Here is a 15,422-nt window from a genome sequence, read left to right as displayed (position 1 = left end):
CGTCGAGCCCGCCGCGCGGGAGCCACACAGCCGCGCGAGCGCCGTGCCGACACGGTCGCAGCCGCCCGCACGTCGTGCGAGCCCGCCGCGCGGGAGCCACACAGCCGCGCGAGCGCCGTGCCGACACGGTCGCAGCCGCCCGCACGTCGTGCGAGCCCGCCGCGCGGGAGCCGCGTGCGAGCGCCACGCGGACACCGCGCAGCCGTGCGGCCGCGCCGTGCGGGCGCCGCGCAGCCGTGCAAGCGCGGTGCGGACACGGTCACAGCCGCCCGAAAGCCGTGCGAGCCCGCCGCGCGGGAGCGCCACGCCGGCGGCCGCGCAGCTGTGCGGACGCCGCGTGCGAGCGGCGCACACGGCGCCGCATGGGCGCTGTGTGCGAGCGCCGTGCAGCCGTGCTAGCGGCGTCTGGGCGCCGTGCGGGCGCCGCACAGCCGTGCGGTGAGAGCTCGCGTGGGCGGTGTGGGCGCGGGCCGCTGGACCCGCGAGGTTGAGTCGCGGGTCCGGCGGCGTGGCCCTGCGTTGTGTCAGTCCTCGGACTTGCCGGAGTTGAGGCCGCTCGAGATGAGGTCCATCACCGTGGAGTCCTGGAGGGTGGTGACGTCGCCGAGGCTGCGGTTTTCGGCTACGTCGCGGAGGAGGCGGCGCATGATTTTGCCGGAGCGGGTTTTGGGGAGCTCGGGGACGAGCATGATCTGGCGGGGCTTGGCGATCGGGCCCAGGGTCTTGGCGACGTGGTTGCGGAGCTCCTGGATCAGGGCCTCGCCGGCCTCGCCCTCGGTTTCGACGCCGCCGCGTGGGATGGTGAAGGCGACGATCGCCTGGCCCGTGGTCGGGTCGGTGGCGCCGACGACTGCGGCCTCGGCCACCTTCGGGTGGCTGACCAGGGCGGACTCGACCTCGGTGGTGGAGATGTTGTGGCCCGAGACGAGCATGACGTCGTCGACGCGGCCCAGGAGCCACAGGTCGCCGTCGTTGTCCTTCTTGGCGCCGTCGCCGGCGAAGTACATGCCTTCGAAGCGGGACCAGTAGGTCTCCTTGAACCGGTTGTCGTCGCCCCAGATGGTGCGGAGCATCGACGGCCACGGCTCGCGCAGGACCAAATAGCCACCGCCGCCGTTGGGGACGGACTGGGCCTGGTCGTCGACGACGTCGGCGGTGATGCCGGGCAGGGGGCGCATGGCGCTGCCGGGCTTGGCCGCGGTCACGCCGGGCAGCGGGGAGATCATGATGGCGCCGGTCTCGGTCTGCCACCACGTGTCGACGACGGGGGTGGTGCCACCGCCGATCTTCTCGCGATACCACATCCAGGCCTCGGGGTTGATCGGCTCACCGACCGAGCCCAGCAGGCGCAACGACGACAGGTCGAACTGCGCCGGGATGTCGTCGCCCCACTTCATGAACGTGCGGATCGCGGTCGGGGCGGTGTAGAGGATCGTGACGCCGTACTTCTGCACGATCTCCCAGAACCGGCCGCGGTGCGGGGTGTCGGGGGTGCCCTCGTACATGACCTGGGTGGCGCCGTTGGACAGCGGCCCGTAGACGATGTAGCTGTGCCCGGTGACCCAGCCGATGTCGGCGGTGCACCAGTAGACGTCACTGTCGGGCTTGAGGTCGAACACGGCGTGGTGGGTGAAGCTGGCCTGGGTGAGGTAGCCGCCCGAGGTGTGCAGGATGCCCTTGGGCTTGGCCGTCGTCCCGGACGTGTAGAGGATGAACAGCGGCTGCTCGGCGTCGAACGCCTGCGCCGTGTGCTCGGTCGAGGCGGTCTCCACCGTCTCGTGCCACCACAGGTCGAGCTTCGAATTCCACTCGATGTCCTGGCCGGTGCGCCGCACGACGAGCACCTTCTCGATGCTGGGCGTGCGCGCGACGGCCTCGTCGACGATGGACTTGAGGCCGCTGGGCTTGCCGCGGCGGAAGCCGCCGTCGGCCGTGATGACGATCTTCGCGCTGGCGTCGTCGATCCGGCCCGACAGCGCGTCGGCCGAGAAGCCGCCGAAGACGACCGAGTGCGTGGCGCCGATGCGGGCGCAGGCCAGCATGGCGACCGCGGCCTCGGGGATCATCGGCAGGTAGATGGCGACCCGGTCACCGGCGACGACGCCAAGGTCGGTGAGCGCGTTGGCGGCCTGGCACACCGAGCGGTGCAGCTCGGCGTAGGTGATGGTGCGGGTGTCACCCGGCTCGCCCTCGAAGTGGATCGCGACCTTGTCGCCGCGCCCGGCCTCGATGTGCCGGTCGAGGCAGTTGTAGGCCACGTTGAGCTGCCCACCCACGAACCACTTCGCGAACGGCGGGTTGGACCAGTCGAGCACCTGGTCCCATTCCTTGGCCCAGCTCAGCCGGTGCGCCTGGCGCTCCCAGAACGCGAGGCGGTCGGCCCTGGCCTCGGCATAGGCCCCCTCGGTGAGGTTGGCGGCGGCGGCGAACTCGGCAGGTGGCGGGAACTGCCGTGTCTCGTTGAGAAGGTTTTCCAAGGTTTCGCTCATCGGTGATGGCTCCTCGACGTGGTCCCAGCTCTCGAACTGAGGCTAGACGTGGGGTGTGACAGAAAACAGCCGGGTCTTCTCTTAACTTTGTTGACAGTAAGCGCACGATACCGTCATCGGGTGCCGACCGACCCACTCGCACCGCTCCTTGAGCTCACCGACGTCCGTGCTGCGCTGGACGGCGCCCGATCCGCCGTCGACGCGGCCATGCGCCACCGGGCGTTGCGGCGCTCCGGCGGGCCCGTCGCGGCCGAGATCGCCCTGCGCACGTCGGTGGCCAGCGCCGCCCTCGACACGCACGGCTTCGACCTGGAGGGCGTGCGGGCCGGCGTGGTCACCGACCCCGTCGTGCAGGGCGCCCTGCGCACGACAGCGGCCCTGGACGGGCTGACCGCGACCTGGCCGAAGGCGCCGCGGCAGGTCCTGGCGAAACTGCACACCCTGGCCGCGCGGGACGTGGTGACCGGAGCTGAGCTGGGTCGCCCTCAAGATCCGGCGGTGGTACCGCGAATCGACGCTCTGGCGGCATTGGTTGCCGGAGCCACGAACGCCCCGGTGTTGCTGCAGGCGGCGGTAGTACACGCGGAATTGTTGGCGCTCAAAGCTTTTGCGGGTCCCAACGGCGTCGTCGCGCGCGCGGCGGCCCGGTTGACACTGATCGCGGGCGGGCTGGACCCCCGGGGACTCCTCGCGATGGATGTCGGGCACCGAAGCCGCGAGCCGGAGTACGTCGGGTCGGCCAATGCCTTCGCCACCGGTACCCCCGACGGCATTCGCTCTTGGCTCCGGCACTTCGCGGCCGCCGCCGAGCGGGCCGCCGAGGAGCTCACCGACGTCTGCGAGAAGGCCGTGGAGTAGACCTCGCGGACACAGTGGACGGCGCCTCGTATGGGGAGGCGCCGTCACACACGTCCGACCGGGTTACCAGGCGTGCACCTCAAGTCCGTTGGCAGCGGTCCTCGCGGATCCGCTGTAACGCGCCTACCGCGGCTGGTCGCTCGTGGGTGCCCGGCGGCCGTGCACGAGGCCGTGACCTCGCACTTCCTTTTCTACGCCGCCCTCACCACGATCGGAACCCCCGAGCCGCAGATTGTGACTGGTGAGGTTCGGGACCGGCCCCGCTGAGCAGACCGGGCGCAGATTTCTTGCCCGGCCGGTCCGGGCGCGCCGCCCACACAGCGCGGGAAGCCGGCTACGGCACCGGCCCTACGCCGCCGCGGCGAGGCGGAGGGCGCGGGCCTTGCGGTACTTGCTGTAGACCGCCAGGCCGATCGCCACCGCCGCGCCGAGCCCGAGGGCGGCCGCCGCGACCGGGACGGCCGGGCGCTCGCGCAGGCGGCGGCTCAGCGGGATCGGGTGGCGGAACTCGATCATCGGCCAGCCGCGCTCGACCGCCACCTTGCGCAGCCCGCGGTCCGGGTTGACGGCGGTGGGGTGGCCGACCGAGCCGAGCAGGCCGGCGTCGGTGACCGAGTCCGAGTAGGCGTAGCAGGCGCCGAGGTCGTAGTCGCGCTCGGCGGCCAGCTCCTTGATCGCGACGACCTTGTTGGGGCCGGCCGCGTAGAAGTCGAGCTCGCCGGTGTAGCAGCCGTCGTCACCCACGTTCATGCGGGTGGCGATGATGTCGGTGATGCCGAGCTGCTCGCCGATCGGCCGGACCATCTCGTCGCCGGAGGTGGAGACGAGGACCACATCGCGGCCGGCCGCTCGGTGCTCCTCGATGAGCAGGACGGCCTCGGCGTAGATGTAGGGGCTGATCAGCTCCTCGAGCGTCTCCCGCACGATCTGGCGCACCTGCTCGGCCCGCCAACCCTTGACCAGCGCGGCCAGATAGTCGCGGGTGCGCGCCATCGTCTGCTCGTCCGAGCCGCCGCCGACCCGGAAGATCAGCTGCGCATAGGCGCCTTTGATCACATCGCGACGGCTGATCAGCCCGTCGCGATAGAACGGTCGACCGAAGGCCAAGGCGCTCGACTTGGCGATCACCGTTTTGTCCAGATCAAAGAACGCGGCGCTACGCCCCACGGCGGGCAAGTGTAGCCGCGCGGGGCCATCCACGGTGTCCGGACTAGACGAAAGCCAGTCCAAAGTCCGACTGGATCACGCTCGGCGCGCATGTGATCACGCCTGAGTTACCTCAGAGTGAAATATTGATTGGCGTCCGACGCGTGTTGCGGGCCAGTCCTACTCGACGTATGGCGGTCGACTCAGGCATGCTTATGTTTGCGACGAGGTTTCACGTCAGCATGACGGAGACCTTGTTATTGACCCTCGGCGGTTGCACCCCCCGTAACCGCTGAGCGGGTTCGGCTCGACCCCCCCGGAGCCGAACCCCCGGCGACCCCCGTCACCCCCCGGCGGGGGTCGTCCCCTTCTCCGGCGCCGTGGCCTGCATACAGGCAGTTCGAGCGTCTTGCCGGATTTCGGCCACATGGCCTTTTGGATGGTGGCTGCCTAACTTTGCGGCCTTAGCCAGCATTGACGTCCGATGCTTTGTTGAGCGTTCACGATTTCGGTGCGCAGGTCCCAACTTTTTTCATTCGGTACTGCCACAACTTCACGCCCGACCTAGCCCGATTTGTCGGGGTTCTCATAGCAGATCCACTCCGCGCGTGGGAGTTATCCACAAGCGACCAGTTATCCACAGATCTTGCTCCAGAGCCGAGCGGACGGCCCCCGGACCGCGGCACAGTGGCCGCGCCAAGCCGACCCGCTCACGATCGTGGAGCCACCCGTGCAACGACCGCTGTTCATCTCCGCCGACTCCGCCCTCCGCGGCCCGGTCGAGGACCTCGCCGCCCGGCCCACAGCCCGGCCCGCAGCCCGGCCCACCGCCGAGCTCGACGTGGCGCCCGGGGCCGACGACGTCCGCCACCGATATCGCCCCGCGCCGCTGCTGCTCCGCGGCGGCTCGGCGGTGCAGCGCCGCGGCCGGCTGGCCGCCATCGCCGACGACATCGGGGCCGAGCCGATCGCGCGGACCCCCGAGGGCGCCGCGTACCTCGCCAATGAGCTCCGCCGCCTCACCACCGTGGTCCGCGGCCGCATCCTGGCCGTCATCGGCGGCCGTGGCGGCGCCGGCGCGACCCTGCTCGCCGCCGGTCTCGCCCTGACCGCCGACGGCGCCGGCCTGCGCACGCTGCTGGTGGACGCCGACCCGCTCGGCGGTGGCGCCAGCCTGGCGATCGGCTGGGACCAGGTCCGCGGCCCACAGGGCCGGGTCGCGCTCAAGTCGCTGACCCAGCGCGCCAACCTGCGGCTGCTGTCGTGCGGTGCCGAGCCCGGCCTGCCGCCGGAGACGATGGCCGGCGCCCTCGAGGACGGCGCCCGCAACTGCGACCTGATCGTGGCCGACCTCCCCCGGCGCCTGGACGAGGCCGCGACCATGGCGCTGCGGGCGGCCGACCGGGTCCTGCTCGTCGTCCCGGCCGAGACCCGCGCCTGCGTGGCCGCCGCCCGCGTCGCCGCGACGATCGCCCCGCACAGCAGCGCGACCCAGATCGTCGTGCGCGACCCGCTGCAGATGCGCTCCGAGCACATCGGCGAAGTGCTGCGCCTCCCGGTCGCCGGCGACCTGCGCTCCGAGCGGGACCTGCCCGGCCGGCTCGAGCGCGGGAAGGGACCGCAGACCAAGTCCGGGCACCTGGTCGGCCTGTGCCACCAGATCCTCGACGGCCTCGGCCTCGGCCCGGTCAGCCCCGAAGCCGGAGCGGCGGCATGAGGACCGGCGCACCCCCGCGCCTCGCGACCCCGCCCGCCCTGGCCCCGGCGCCGCCGGCCGAGCCGAAGCGGGTGGTCGACGAGATGGCCGCGACCGGACCCCTCGCTCCCCTGCTCGCCGACCCGGCCGTCACCGACGTGCTCGTCAACGGCGGCGAGGTATGGGTCGACCGGGGCACCGGCGGCCTGCGCCGGGTCGCCGGCCGGCTGGGCGACGAGCTCTTCGTGCGCAAGCTCGCCCAGCGGCTGGCGTCCGACGCCGGCCGGCGCCTCGACGACGCCAGCCCGTTCGTGGACGTGCGCCTGCCCGACGGCACCCGCATGCACGCGGTGCTGCCGCCGGTCGCGCTGCGCGGGCCATACCTGTCGCTGCGCACGTTCCGGCGGCAGGCGTTCACGATCGAGGAGCTGATCAAGTGCGGCACCCTCGACCCGGGCGCGGCCAACCTGCTGCGCTCGGTCGTGCAGGCGCGGCTGCCGTATCTCGTGACCGGCGGTACCGGCAGCGGCAAGACCACGGTGCTGGCCACACTGCTGTCCGCCGTGCCCAACCACGAGCGGCTCGTCATCGTCGAGGACGCCGCCGAGCTGCGCCCCACCCACCCGCACGTGGTGGCGCTGCAGACCCGCGTGGCCAACGTGGAGGGCGCCGGCGAGGTGTCGCTGCGCGACCTGGTGCGCCAGGCCCTGCGGATGCGCCCCGACCGGCTCGTCGTCGGCGAGTGCCGCGGCGCCGAGATCGTCGATCTGCTGGGCGCGCTGAACACCGGCCACGAGGGCGGCGCGGCCACCCTCCACGCCAACTCGCCGGCCGACGTGCCGCCCCGGCTGGAGGCGCTGGGGCTGCTCGGCCGGATACCGCGGGCGGCGCTGCACGCCATGGTCGGCTCCGCCCTGCGCGTCGTGGTGCACCTGCGCCGGGACCCCACCGGGCTGCGCGAGCTCACCGAGATCTGCCTGCTCGCGCCGCACGCCGACCGGCAGAACACCGTGGTCGCGACCGCGTGGCGGCGCGGCACCGGGCCCGGTCCGGCCGCGACCGACCTCGACGACCTGCTGGTCGGAAGGGGCGTTGACCCGCCGCGGCCGCGGGCGCAGTGGCGGTACACCCAAGGAAAGGGCTGGTCATGAACCGATTGCTCGGCTGGCCGGTCGCGTCCGTGATCGTCGCGGTGTACTGCCTGCTGGCGCTGCTCGCCCTGCACCACCGCATCCGCCGGCGGGACTCGGAGCGGGACGTCGCCCGGCTGATCGATGCCGTGGACGCGACCGCCGAGGGCCTGCGCGCCGGTGCGCTGCCGGACGGGTCGGCGGTGCCGGCACTGGCCGCCGGGTCCGATCGGACGCTGGCGGTGGCGCGGGGGCGGCTGGCCGCGGCCTACCGGCTGAGCGAGCACCTCGGCGTCCCCCTCGCCGACCTCCTCGAGCGGGTGGAGGCCGACCTGCGGGCCGGGCAGGCGCTGCGCGGGGAGATGGCGGCGCAGCTGGCCGGGGCGCAGACGTCGACGGTGGTCCTGCTGCCGCTGCCCCTCATCGGGCTGTGGGTCGGCTCGGCGCTCGGGGCCGACCCGGCTCAGCAGCTGCTGCACACCACGCTGGGGGCCGCGTGCGCGCTGACCGCGTGCGGGCTGCAGTGCGGTGGGCTGCTGTGGACCGGCCGGATGGTCCGGGCGGCCACGGCGGAGGTGCGGCGGTGAAGGGGTGGCGGCGGTGGCTCTTCGCCCTGGCCGGGGGCGGTGGGGTGGCACTGGCCGCCGGGGGCGTCCGCGGGGTCGTCGCCGGCGCGGTCGGCGCGGGTCTAGGCGTGGTGCTGCTCGGGCGGGTGGAGCCGGCGCGGGTGCGGCGGGAGCGGGCGACCGCGCGGTCCGATCTGCCGTTCGCGGCCGACCTGCTGGCGGCGGCGCTGCGGGCCGGGGCGCCGCCCGATCGGGCCGTGCTGGCCGTCGGGGAGGTGCTCGGCGGGCCGGTCGGACAGCGGCTGCTGCGGGTCGGGCGGGCGCTGCGACAGGGCGCGGCCCCGGAGCAGGCCTGGGGATGCCTGGACGACCTGCCGGGCGGTGCGCGGCTGGGCCGGGCCGCGGCGCGCAGTGCCGAGCACGGGCTGGCGCTCACCCGGACCCTCGGCCGGCAGGCCTGCGACCTGCGGGTGGCTCAGGCCGCAGCGGCTACGGCGGCGGTGCGGCGGGTGGGCGTGCTGGCCGTGTTGCCCGTGGCGGTGTGCTTCCTGCCCGCCTTTGTTCTGGCCGGTGTCGTGCCGGTGATCGTCGGGCTGGTGCACGACGTGTTTGCCGTTTTGTAGAGAGGAGTCAGATGTTCATCACGAGACAACGGATGCGCCGGGATGATGGGGCGCTGTCCATGGAGTACTGCGGCGTGGTGGTGGCCGCGATGGTCTTCGTCGGCATCCTGCTGGCCATCGTCCGGTCCGACGGCATGCGGGACTACATGAACCACCTCCTGACCGGGCTCGTGCCGTGAGCGCCCGGGGCCGGGCCGCCGTGATCGCGCGGTTCCTCGCGCCCGACTCGCCGACCGCCATGCCGGTCGTGCAGGTCGCCCTACGACGGAAGCCGGAGCGGGCCGGGCAGCCGCAGCGGCGGCGCACGGGGGCGAAGCACCGGCGGGAGAGAACCGGGCGGGACCGCGGGTCGGCGGCGCTGGAGGTGGCGCTGGCCGTGCCGATCATCCTGCTGTTCCTGGTGTCGGGGGTCCTCCTGCTCGGTGCGCTGGCCGCGAAGGTGTCGGCCGCGGACGGGGCGGGTGCGGCCGCGCGGGCGGCGGCGCGCGGGGAGCCGCTGCCGCCGCTGCCGGCCAGCTTCGACCGGACCGTGACGCAGGACGGGGATCTGGTGCGGGTGACCGTGCGGCGGCAGGTTTCCAACCTCATCGGTGCCGACCTGCGGGTGGAGGAGACGGCGGTGGCGATGGTCGAGCCGCATTGAGCTCGCGACGGCGGGGACGGGATCTCGGGTCGGCGTCGCTGATCTGCCTCGGTGTCGGGCTGGCCCTCGTGGCGCTGGCGTTCGGGTTCGCGACCGGGGGCGGCCTCATCGTGGCCCGGCATCGGGCTCGCAACGCCGCCGACGCCGGTGCCCTCGCCGCGGCCCTGGTGGCCTGGCGCGGATCCACGGTGGCGTGTGCGGCGGCCGGGCGGCTGGTCGTCGAGAACGGCGGGCGGCTGGCCGGGTGCACCGTCGCCGGGCCGATCGTCACCGTGACCGTGGAGGTGACGACCCGGACCGGGCTGAAGGCGGCGGCCCGCGCCCGGGCCGGCCCGGTGCAAAGCGTTCGCGGCGGCCCTGGAGAAGCCGTGGACCTCGACGAGGACAACGTGGGAGGCGGATGAGCGGAAGTTGACGGAGCGGACGGCGGGGCCTTGGAGTCGGACCCGCATAGGCCCCGCACGTCCCAGAACGCTGAGCGGGGCGGCCTCCGGGCCGAGGCCGCCCCAAAACGCGCAGGTGGAAGCTACGCGTAGATCTTGACTGGAGTGTAGGTCTGGCGCGGGAAGATCTGGCCGACCTCCGCGTCGGAGAGGCCGAAGCGACCCTGTGCGACCGAGCCGAAGACCGAGAACATGTTGTTCTCCTCCGGCACGTCACCGTTGACCAGAGTGTCCAGGCCGCTCCAGACGCCGAGGACCTTGCCGGCCAGCTTCTTGCCGGACAGGACGACCACACCGCCGCCGTGGCCGTGGTCGAAGCCGGTGCCGTTCTGCGCGACGCGGCGGCCGAACTCGCTGGACACCATGATCGTGACGTTGGCGGCGAGGTCGGGGCCGAGGTCGTCGAAGAACGCGGCCATGCCGGTGGCGAGCTCGCCGAAGTGCTGCGCGAGGTAGCCGCCGCGGGTGCCGGCGTTCTCGTGGGTGTCCCAGCCGCCCATGCCAACGGTAGCGATGCGGACGTTCGCGCCGCCCTTGATCAGCTGCGCGAGCTCCTTGAAGGCGTTGCCGACGCCGGTGTACTTCACGGCCGCCGCCGGCGTGTAGCCCTCCTGAGCCAGCTTGCTGGCCAGGGTCAGGGCGTCGATGCCGGCCTTCACCGGGGTGGCGATCGGGTGGTCGACCCCGGTGAAGAGCGCCTTGATCGCATCGACGGTCGGCTGCTTGTACTTCCCGTCGCCGTTCACGTTCAAAGAAGCCACACTGTTCAGGGCGAGCGCGCCGCCGCCACCGACCAGGGAGCGGGGCAGGGTCGAGCCGATGCCGACCGCGCGGAACGCGGTGCCGGGCCCGAGCTTGTCGGCCAGGTTCGTGAGCCAGCCCATGCCACCGGTCTCCGCGGGCAGGCCACCGAGCTGGCAGGTGTCCTGGGCGGCGAAGTGGCTGCGGTCGAGGCGGCGGTCGCTGACGGCCGGGATGAACGCGAGCTGGCCGGCGTCGAGGTACTTCTTCAGCGGCGCGAACGACTCGTTGAGCCCGAAGCCCCGATCGAGCGGGATCGAGGTGTTCGTCGGCAGCGTGAAGCTGGGCCGGACCCGGTTCAGGGTCGGGTCGTTCATGGGCGCGAAGAGCGAGAGGGCGTCGGCCCCGCCGTAGAGGAACACGTGGATCAGCGTCCCCGTCGGCGTGGCCCCGAAGGACGCCTGCGTGGTGATGAACTGGCTGGTCGCCAGGGCTGTGGTCGTGGCCGCCGCGCCGACGAAGAAGCGGCGGCGGGTCACACCCCGGCTGTCCTCCTGCTCATCTTCCTGGCGGGAGAGTTCGAGGTACCGATCGCGGACCGATTTTTGCTCTTCCTTGACGACCATCGCCTCGGCCCGCAGGGCGGCCTCGAAGCGGTTGGGGCCGAGCCGGAGCAGGTCCGGGACCTCCGGGTGGAGCGAGTTCACTGGCTTCTCCATCGTGTGCCGCCTACCGGAGGTGGTGGTGGGGAGTGGCGAAGATCGCGCGCACGACCGCCGCGATGCCGCCGTTGAACGTGGCGTCGACCGGGGTGGAGGCCGTCATCGTCGGGCTGACGATGTGCAGGATCGCGGTCTTGCGGTCGTTGTCGAGCGTCACGTTGATCAGCTTCTTGGTGAGCGCGTCGAGGTACGCCCCCGCGGTCGCCGGCGGGTTGGCGATGAGCGTCTCCGGCTTGGCCCACGTGAACTGGCGGCGGCCGCCGGTGATCGCGGTGTATGCGTCGTTCCACTGGTTGACCATGGTCCCGGCCGAGGTCCAGGCGACGTACACGTCGGCGTAGCCGTTCGGCGTCGGCAGCTCCATCGGCGCGTGCCCGAACTCCTCGAGCTTGCGCATGATGTCGCCGAGGCCCTGCACCATCGGGCTCACGTTGGTGTTGCTGGACGTGAACGTGGCCGGGGCGTCGGCGCCGACCTCGAGCGCGCGGTAGGTCGCGGTCAGATACTCACCGGGTCGACGCACCTTCTGGCCGACGGACTCCCAGAATTCAGTGCGGGAAAGCATCGTCATCAGTACTGCCGGGATGTTGCTCTTCTTGTCGACGTACGTCTTCGCCATAGCATCGACAAGCGTCTTCGGCGGCACATCCGAGACGAACCGGGTCGCCAGGTTCTGGGCCATGTACCGCGCCGTGTTGGGGTGCAGGGCGATGTAGCGGAAGTAGGCCTCCTGCACCGCCTCGCCCCCGGCCGCGTCACCGTTCGGGTGCGCGAACCCCATGATCTTCACGGGCCCGACGTAGTGCTGCTCTGGCCGGTAGACGTACTGGTTGTCGCGAATACTGCGCCCGGTCTGCAGCATGGCCGCCTGGCGCACGTCGGTCTCGTTGTACCCGTTGAACGCGCCGACCGTGTACAGCTCGAGGTTCTCGCGGGCCAGGTTCTCGTTGATCTGGTCCTTCGTCGACTCCTGCTGGTCCAGGTAGCGCAGCAGGGCCGGGTGCTTGTTCCCGGCGACGAACATGTCGACGTAGTTGCCCATCGCGTGCTTGCGGATGACGTCGCGGTCGAACGAGGCCCGGACCAGCTCGTTGCCGTCGTGGAACGCCGCTACGTGGAAGTAGTCGTTGAAGAAGTCGACCATCATCTCGAAGAGCTGGCGGTCGGAGAAGATCTGCTTGGCGATCGCGTAGCGGACGTTCTGGTCGTCCGCGTGGATGCCCTTCTTGTCCAGGTCGTCGCGCTGGGCCTTGAGCTGGTCGTACGACATGGCGTAGGTGACGAGCTCGGTGTCGGCCTTCTGCTCGCCGCGGGTCAGCGCGATCGTCTCCGGCTTCATCTGCTTGTCGATCCAGCCGTTGATGCCGAGCTTGTTGATGTCGCTGATGACCTTGTTGTTGGGCCCGTAGGTGAGCCGGCTGGCCAGGTGCCGCACCGGGTCCTTCTTCGGCAGCACGGTGTTGGCCTTGACCACGGCGGCCTTCGCGGCGTCGTTCGGGGTGCCGAACGAGGAGCCGGTGGTCGGCGTGTTCTTGCGAATGCCCAGGCCGGCCTCGCCGTTCATGAGGCTCTGGTTCTGGTCCACGTACGCCGGGCCGGTCGTGTCCACCGGCGCGTCGGCCGCGACCGGGTCGGCGTCCGGGTGCGCGCCCTTGCCGAAGAACTGCGTCACCGCGTAGGCCCCGCCGCCGATCAGCGCGGCCGCGCCACCGCCGATCGCGATCATCGTGGCCCGGCGGCGCCAGGGCGACGGCTCCTCGTCGAGGTCCTCGTCGTCGATGTCGGGCAGGCGGCCGCGGCCGCGGGGCGTCGCGTTCGGGTCGTAGAAGTGCGGTCCGGAACCGCCGCGGTCGGCGGGCATCGAACCGGGCCGGCCGTATCCGCCCGCCTGGTCCGCGTATCCGCCCGCCGGCTCGGCGTAGCGGCCCGTCTGCTCCGCGTAGCGGCCCGTCTGGTCCTCGTAGCCGGCGTCGTAGTACGTGTCGGCGTACGGGTCGTAACGCTCGTTCATCTACAGGTCCCGATCGCGAAATGGAGCGCGCTTGTCGTTAGCGGAAGGTAGTGGCTGGTCAGATGCCGTACAACCCACGCTTCAAGCGCCCTGATCGGGACTTAAGACAATCTCTGCGGCCCGAGGTCACGGGCCATGTGACAGCTGGCTAATTTTGGGCTCTGAGCTGCTGAAACACTTGTAACAACGATCCCGTGCGGGCGATCTTTACACAGGTAATTTTAAGGTACCGTTGCAGTTCGGAAAGTGCCCGATTCAGCCCGTTTTTTCCAGGCCTATGTGGTGGTACTCCACAGCCGTGCACGGCGGCCCGTTGGCGATCGACATACGCCGTTCGTCGAGATCGAGTATGAGCGAGAACAGCGATTCGGTTCGATCCACGTCCGCGGCGCCCGGCTCCTCGTGCCGGCAGATGGACTGCGGAAACCCGCCGTGGTCGCGCAGGACGCCCTTGATCCGCTCCTCCTCGATGCGCCCGGCACCCAGGAGGCGCCGGGCCCGCGCCGCTCGGAAGAACGATGAGCCGCCGATGTACTTCAAGGTGTCGACGGCCGACAGCGCGCTCTCGAAGTGGTTGGCGTGGGTGATCACGCCGTCGATCGGGTGGAGGAACCCGACGTCGTCCGGCCCGACCTCGAGGTCGATCGCCTCGCCGGGGGTGCCACCGTCATACGCCTGGGCCATGAGCAGGTTGATGCTCGCGCCGCGCGGGGTGCCACAGACGGCCTTGATCGCACCGCCGAGATGCGGTGCTTCGAGGGCGGCGCGGAGCAGCACGTGATACGGGACACCGCCGTCGCGCCGGTCACGGAGGGTGCCGAGCATGTTGACGCAGACGCCGAGGCCCGCGTTGTTGAGGCCGGCCTTGGCCAGCATGCCGGCCTCGGTGAGGGCCAGCACGCGGCGGCCCTGGTCGTCGGTGGTGTCGAGGAGGAGCGCGTAGGGGCGCTGGTCGGGGTGCCAGTCCCAGTTCTGGGCGAGCAGGGTGTGCGTGGTGGCACTCCGCTCACCGAGGACGGCGAGGGCCGTGCACTCGGCGGGTTCCTGGGTGCGCGCCACTCCGGGCTCTACGCTGTAGATCAGCTCGGTGCGGCCGTTGAGCGCGTAGATCTCGTCCACGTTGATGCGGGCACCCTCGGCCACGCCGTCGAGCATTTCCGCCACGCGCGGGGCGTACTCGTGGGAGGCGGCCCGGAATAGCGCTCCGTATTCACGGGCCTGCTCAGCGCCGATGCCTACGGCCGCGAAACGCGCCATGTAGTTTGCGGTGTTCGCGGCAATTGCCGCAGCCGCCAATGAACCGTATGTGTTGCCGCACTTACGGGGAGTGCCCGAAGAGGTGATAAGCGGCAACGGTAACTGCATGTGCACCAACCCTAGTCGGTCGCCTGACGTGATATCGCCCCGCTTGGTTCTACGCTGAGCGGCATGAACCCCGCGGTGGACGACTCCTGCGTCATGATCGACGGGCCATGGTCACACCGATTCGTCAGCGCCAACGGCAACCGGTTTCACGTGGTCGAAGCGGGCACCGGGCCGCTGGTGCTGTTCCTGCACGGGTTCCCCGAGTTCTGGTATTCCTGGCACAACCAGCTGCCCGCCCTCGCCGACGCCGGCTTCCGCGCGGTCGCCGTCGACCTGCGCGGCTACGGTGCGAGCGACAAGCCACCGCGCGGCTACGACGGCTACACGATGGCCGGCGACGTCGCCGGGCTCATCCGCGCCCTCGGGGAGCGCAGCGCGATCGTGGTCGGCGCCGGCTACGGCGGGATGATCGGCTGGGCCACCGCCGCCTTCCACCCGAAGATGGTCCGCCGCCTGGTCGTCCTCGGCGCGGCCCACCCGCTGCGACTACGGGCCGGGCTGGTCACCGACCCGCGCGGGCAGCTGGCCGCGGCCAAGCCCGTCCTGCGCTTCCAGGTGCCACGCTTCGAGCACGTGCTGACCCGGCACGATGCGACACTGGTCGGCGACTATCTGCGACGGTGGGGCGCGCCGGAGTGGACGGCGCGGGAGTCGTACCGCGAATACGAGGCTATCTGCCGCTCCGCGATGCAGATTCCGCAGGCGGCGTTCTGCGCTCTGGAGACTTACCGGTGGGCGGTGCGGTCGGCATTACGGCTGCAGGGGTACCGCTTCGTCAAGCTCCTGCAACAGCCGATCACGGCACCGACGCTGCAACTGCACGGAGCCTTGGACCCGGCCGTCCTGCCACGCACGGCGCAGGGCTCGGGCCGCTACGTGCTGGCGGAGTACGAATGGCGCCTGCTGCCCAACGCGTCGCACTTCCCGCACCTCGAGCAGCCCGACCTCGTCACCGGCGAGCTCATCCGCTGGGCCAAGGCCGCCTGAGT

At 71.4% G+C, this 15,422-nt stretch carries 14 protein-coding genes; 9 read left to right on the top strand and 5 right to left on the bottom strand.

All coding sequences use genetic code 11. The features are described 5' to 3' along the window. Window positions 1–524: 524 nt before the first annotated feature. Window positions 525–2,489, bottom strand: coding sequence for an acetate--CoA ligase (gene acs / locus ACIA8L_RS49270; protein WP_395916093.1), 1,965 nt, complete (start codon window positions 2,487–2,489; stop codon window positions 525–527). A 120-nt stretch (window positions 2,490–2,609) separates the two neighbouring features. Between acs and ACIA8L_RS49265 the strand changes: the two genes are divergently transcribed. Continuing rightward, window positions 2,610–3,347, top strand: a complete 738-nt coding sequence (locus ACIA8L_RS49265) for an oxidoreductase (RefSeq protein WP_395916092.1) — start codon at window positions 2,610–2,612, stop codon at window positions 3,345–3,347. A gap of 348 nt (window positions 3,348–3,695) precedes the next feature. Here ACIA8L_RS49265 and ACIA8L_RS49260 read toward each other — a convergent pair whose 3' ends face one another. Next, a complete protein-coding gene (locus ACIA8L_RS49260) occupies window positions 3,696–4,514 on the bottom strand; it encodes an HAD family hydrolase (RefSeq protein ID WP_395916090.1) in 819 nt (272 codons plus the stop codon). Between the two features lie 709 nt (window positions 4,515–5,223). Here ACIA8L_RS49260 and ssd point away from each other — a divergent pair. From ssd to ACIA8L_RS49225, 7 genes are read left to right on the top strand one after another with little or no spacing between them, the layout of a single operon-like run. Continuing rightward, window positions 5,224–6,210 carry a septum site-determining protein Ssd gene (gene ssd / locus ACIA8L_RS49255; protein WP_395916088.1) on the top strand — a complete coding sequence of 329 codons (987 nt, stop codon included), beginning with the start codon at window positions 5,224–5,226 and terminating at the stop codon, window positions 6,208–6,210. Further along, window positions 6,207–7,340, top strand: coding sequence for a TadA family conjugal transfer-associated ATPase (locus ACIA8L_RS49250; protein ID WP_395916087.1), 1,134 nt, complete (start codon window positions 6,207–6,209; stop codon window positions 7,338–7,340). Before ssd ends, ACIA8L_RS49250 begins: the two co-directional genes overlap by 4 nt. Beyond that, window positions 7,337–7,906, top strand: coding sequence for a type II secretion system F family protein (locus tag ACIA8L_RS49245; RefSeq protein WP_395916085.1), 570 nt, complete (start codon window positions 7,337–7,339; stop codon window positions 7,904–7,906). Before ACIA8L_RS49250 ends, ACIA8L_RS49245 begins: the two co-directional genes overlap by 4 nt. Beyond that, complete coding sequence (locus tag ACIA8L_RS49240) at window positions 7,903–8,508, top strand: type II secretion system F family protein (protein ID WP_395916084.1); 606 nt, start codon at window positions 7,903–7,905, stop codon at window positions 8,506–8,508. Before ACIA8L_RS49245 ends, ACIA8L_RS49240 begins: the two co-directional genes overlap by 4 nt. Window positions 8,509–8,519: 11 nt before the next feature. Continuing rightward, a complete protein-coding gene (locus ACIA8L_RS49235) occupies window positions 8,520–8,687 on the top strand; it encodes a DUF4244 domain-containing protein (RefSeq protein ID WP_395916082.1) in 168 nt (55 codons plus the stop codon). Continuing rightward, the gene (locus ACIA8L_RS49230) at window positions 8,684–9,151 is read left to right on the top strand and encodes a TadE family type IV pilus minor pilin (RefSeq protein WP_395916081.1); all 468 of its coding nucleotides are present in this window, start codon (window positions 8,684–8,686) and stop codon (window positions 9,149–9,151) included. The genes ACIA8L_RS49235 and ACIA8L_RS49230 overlap by 4 nt, the downstream gene beginning before the upstream one ends. Next, window positions 9,148–9,555 (top strand): Rv3654c family TadE-like protein, encoded by a 408-nt coding sequence (locus ACIA8L_RS49225; RefSeq protein ID WP_395916080.1) that lies wholly within the window; start codon window positions 9,148–9,150, stop codon window positions 9,553–9,555. The genes ACIA8L_RS49230 and ACIA8L_RS49225 overlap by 4 nt, the downstream gene beginning before the upstream one ends. 122 nt (window positions 9,556–9,677) lie before the next feature. Here ACIA8L_RS49225 and ACIA8L_RS49220 read toward each other — a convergent pair whose 3' ends face one another. The 3 genes from ACIA8L_RS49220 to ACIA8L_RS49210 all read right to left on the bottom strand — a co-directional run bounded on the left by ACIA8L_RS49220 (window position 9,678) and on the right by ACIA8L_RS49210 (window position 14,433). Continuing rightward, the gene (locus tag ACIA8L_RS49220) at window positions 9,678–11,042 is read right to left on the bottom strand and encodes a DUF1501 domain-containing protein (protein ID WP_395916078.1); all 1,365 of its coding nucleotides are present in this window, start codon (window positions 11,040–11,042) and stop codon (window positions 9,678–9,680) included. Between the two features lie 22 nt (window positions 11,043–11,064). Then, a complete protein-coding gene (locus tag ACIA8L_RS49215) occupies window positions 11,065–13,068 on the bottom strand; it encodes a DUF1800 domain-containing protein (protein WP_395916076.1) in 2,004 nt (667 codons plus the stop codon). Window positions 13,069–13,323: 255 nt separating this feature from the next. Beyond that, window positions 13,324–14,433: a C45 family autoproteolytic acyltransferase/hydolase gene (locus ACIA8L_RS49210; protein WP_395916075.1), complete on the bottom strand. Its 1,110-nt coding sequence runs from the start codon at window positions 14,431–14,433 to the stop codon at window positions 13,324–13,326. A gap of 63 nt (window positions 14,434–14,496) precedes the next feature. Between ACIA8L_RS49210 and ACIA8L_RS49205 the strand changes: the two genes are divergently transcribed. Then, window positions 14,497–15,420: an alpha/beta fold hydrolase gene (locus tag ACIA8L_RS49205; RefSeq protein WP_395916073.1), complete on the top strand. Its 924-nt coding sequence runs from the start codon at window positions 14,497–14,499 to the stop codon at window positions 15,418–15,420. Window positions 15,421–15,422 lie beyond the last annotated feature (2 nt).

Origin of the sequence: Dactylosporangium sp. NPDC051541 (assembly GCF_044454505.1) — a bacterium.
Lineage (GTDB): Bacteria > Actinomycetota > Actinomycetes > Mycobacteriales > Micromonosporaceae > Dactylosporangium.
The sequence above is the reverse complement of the archived record's forward strand: the minus strand, read 5'-3'. Positions and strand labels throughout refer to the sequence as shown.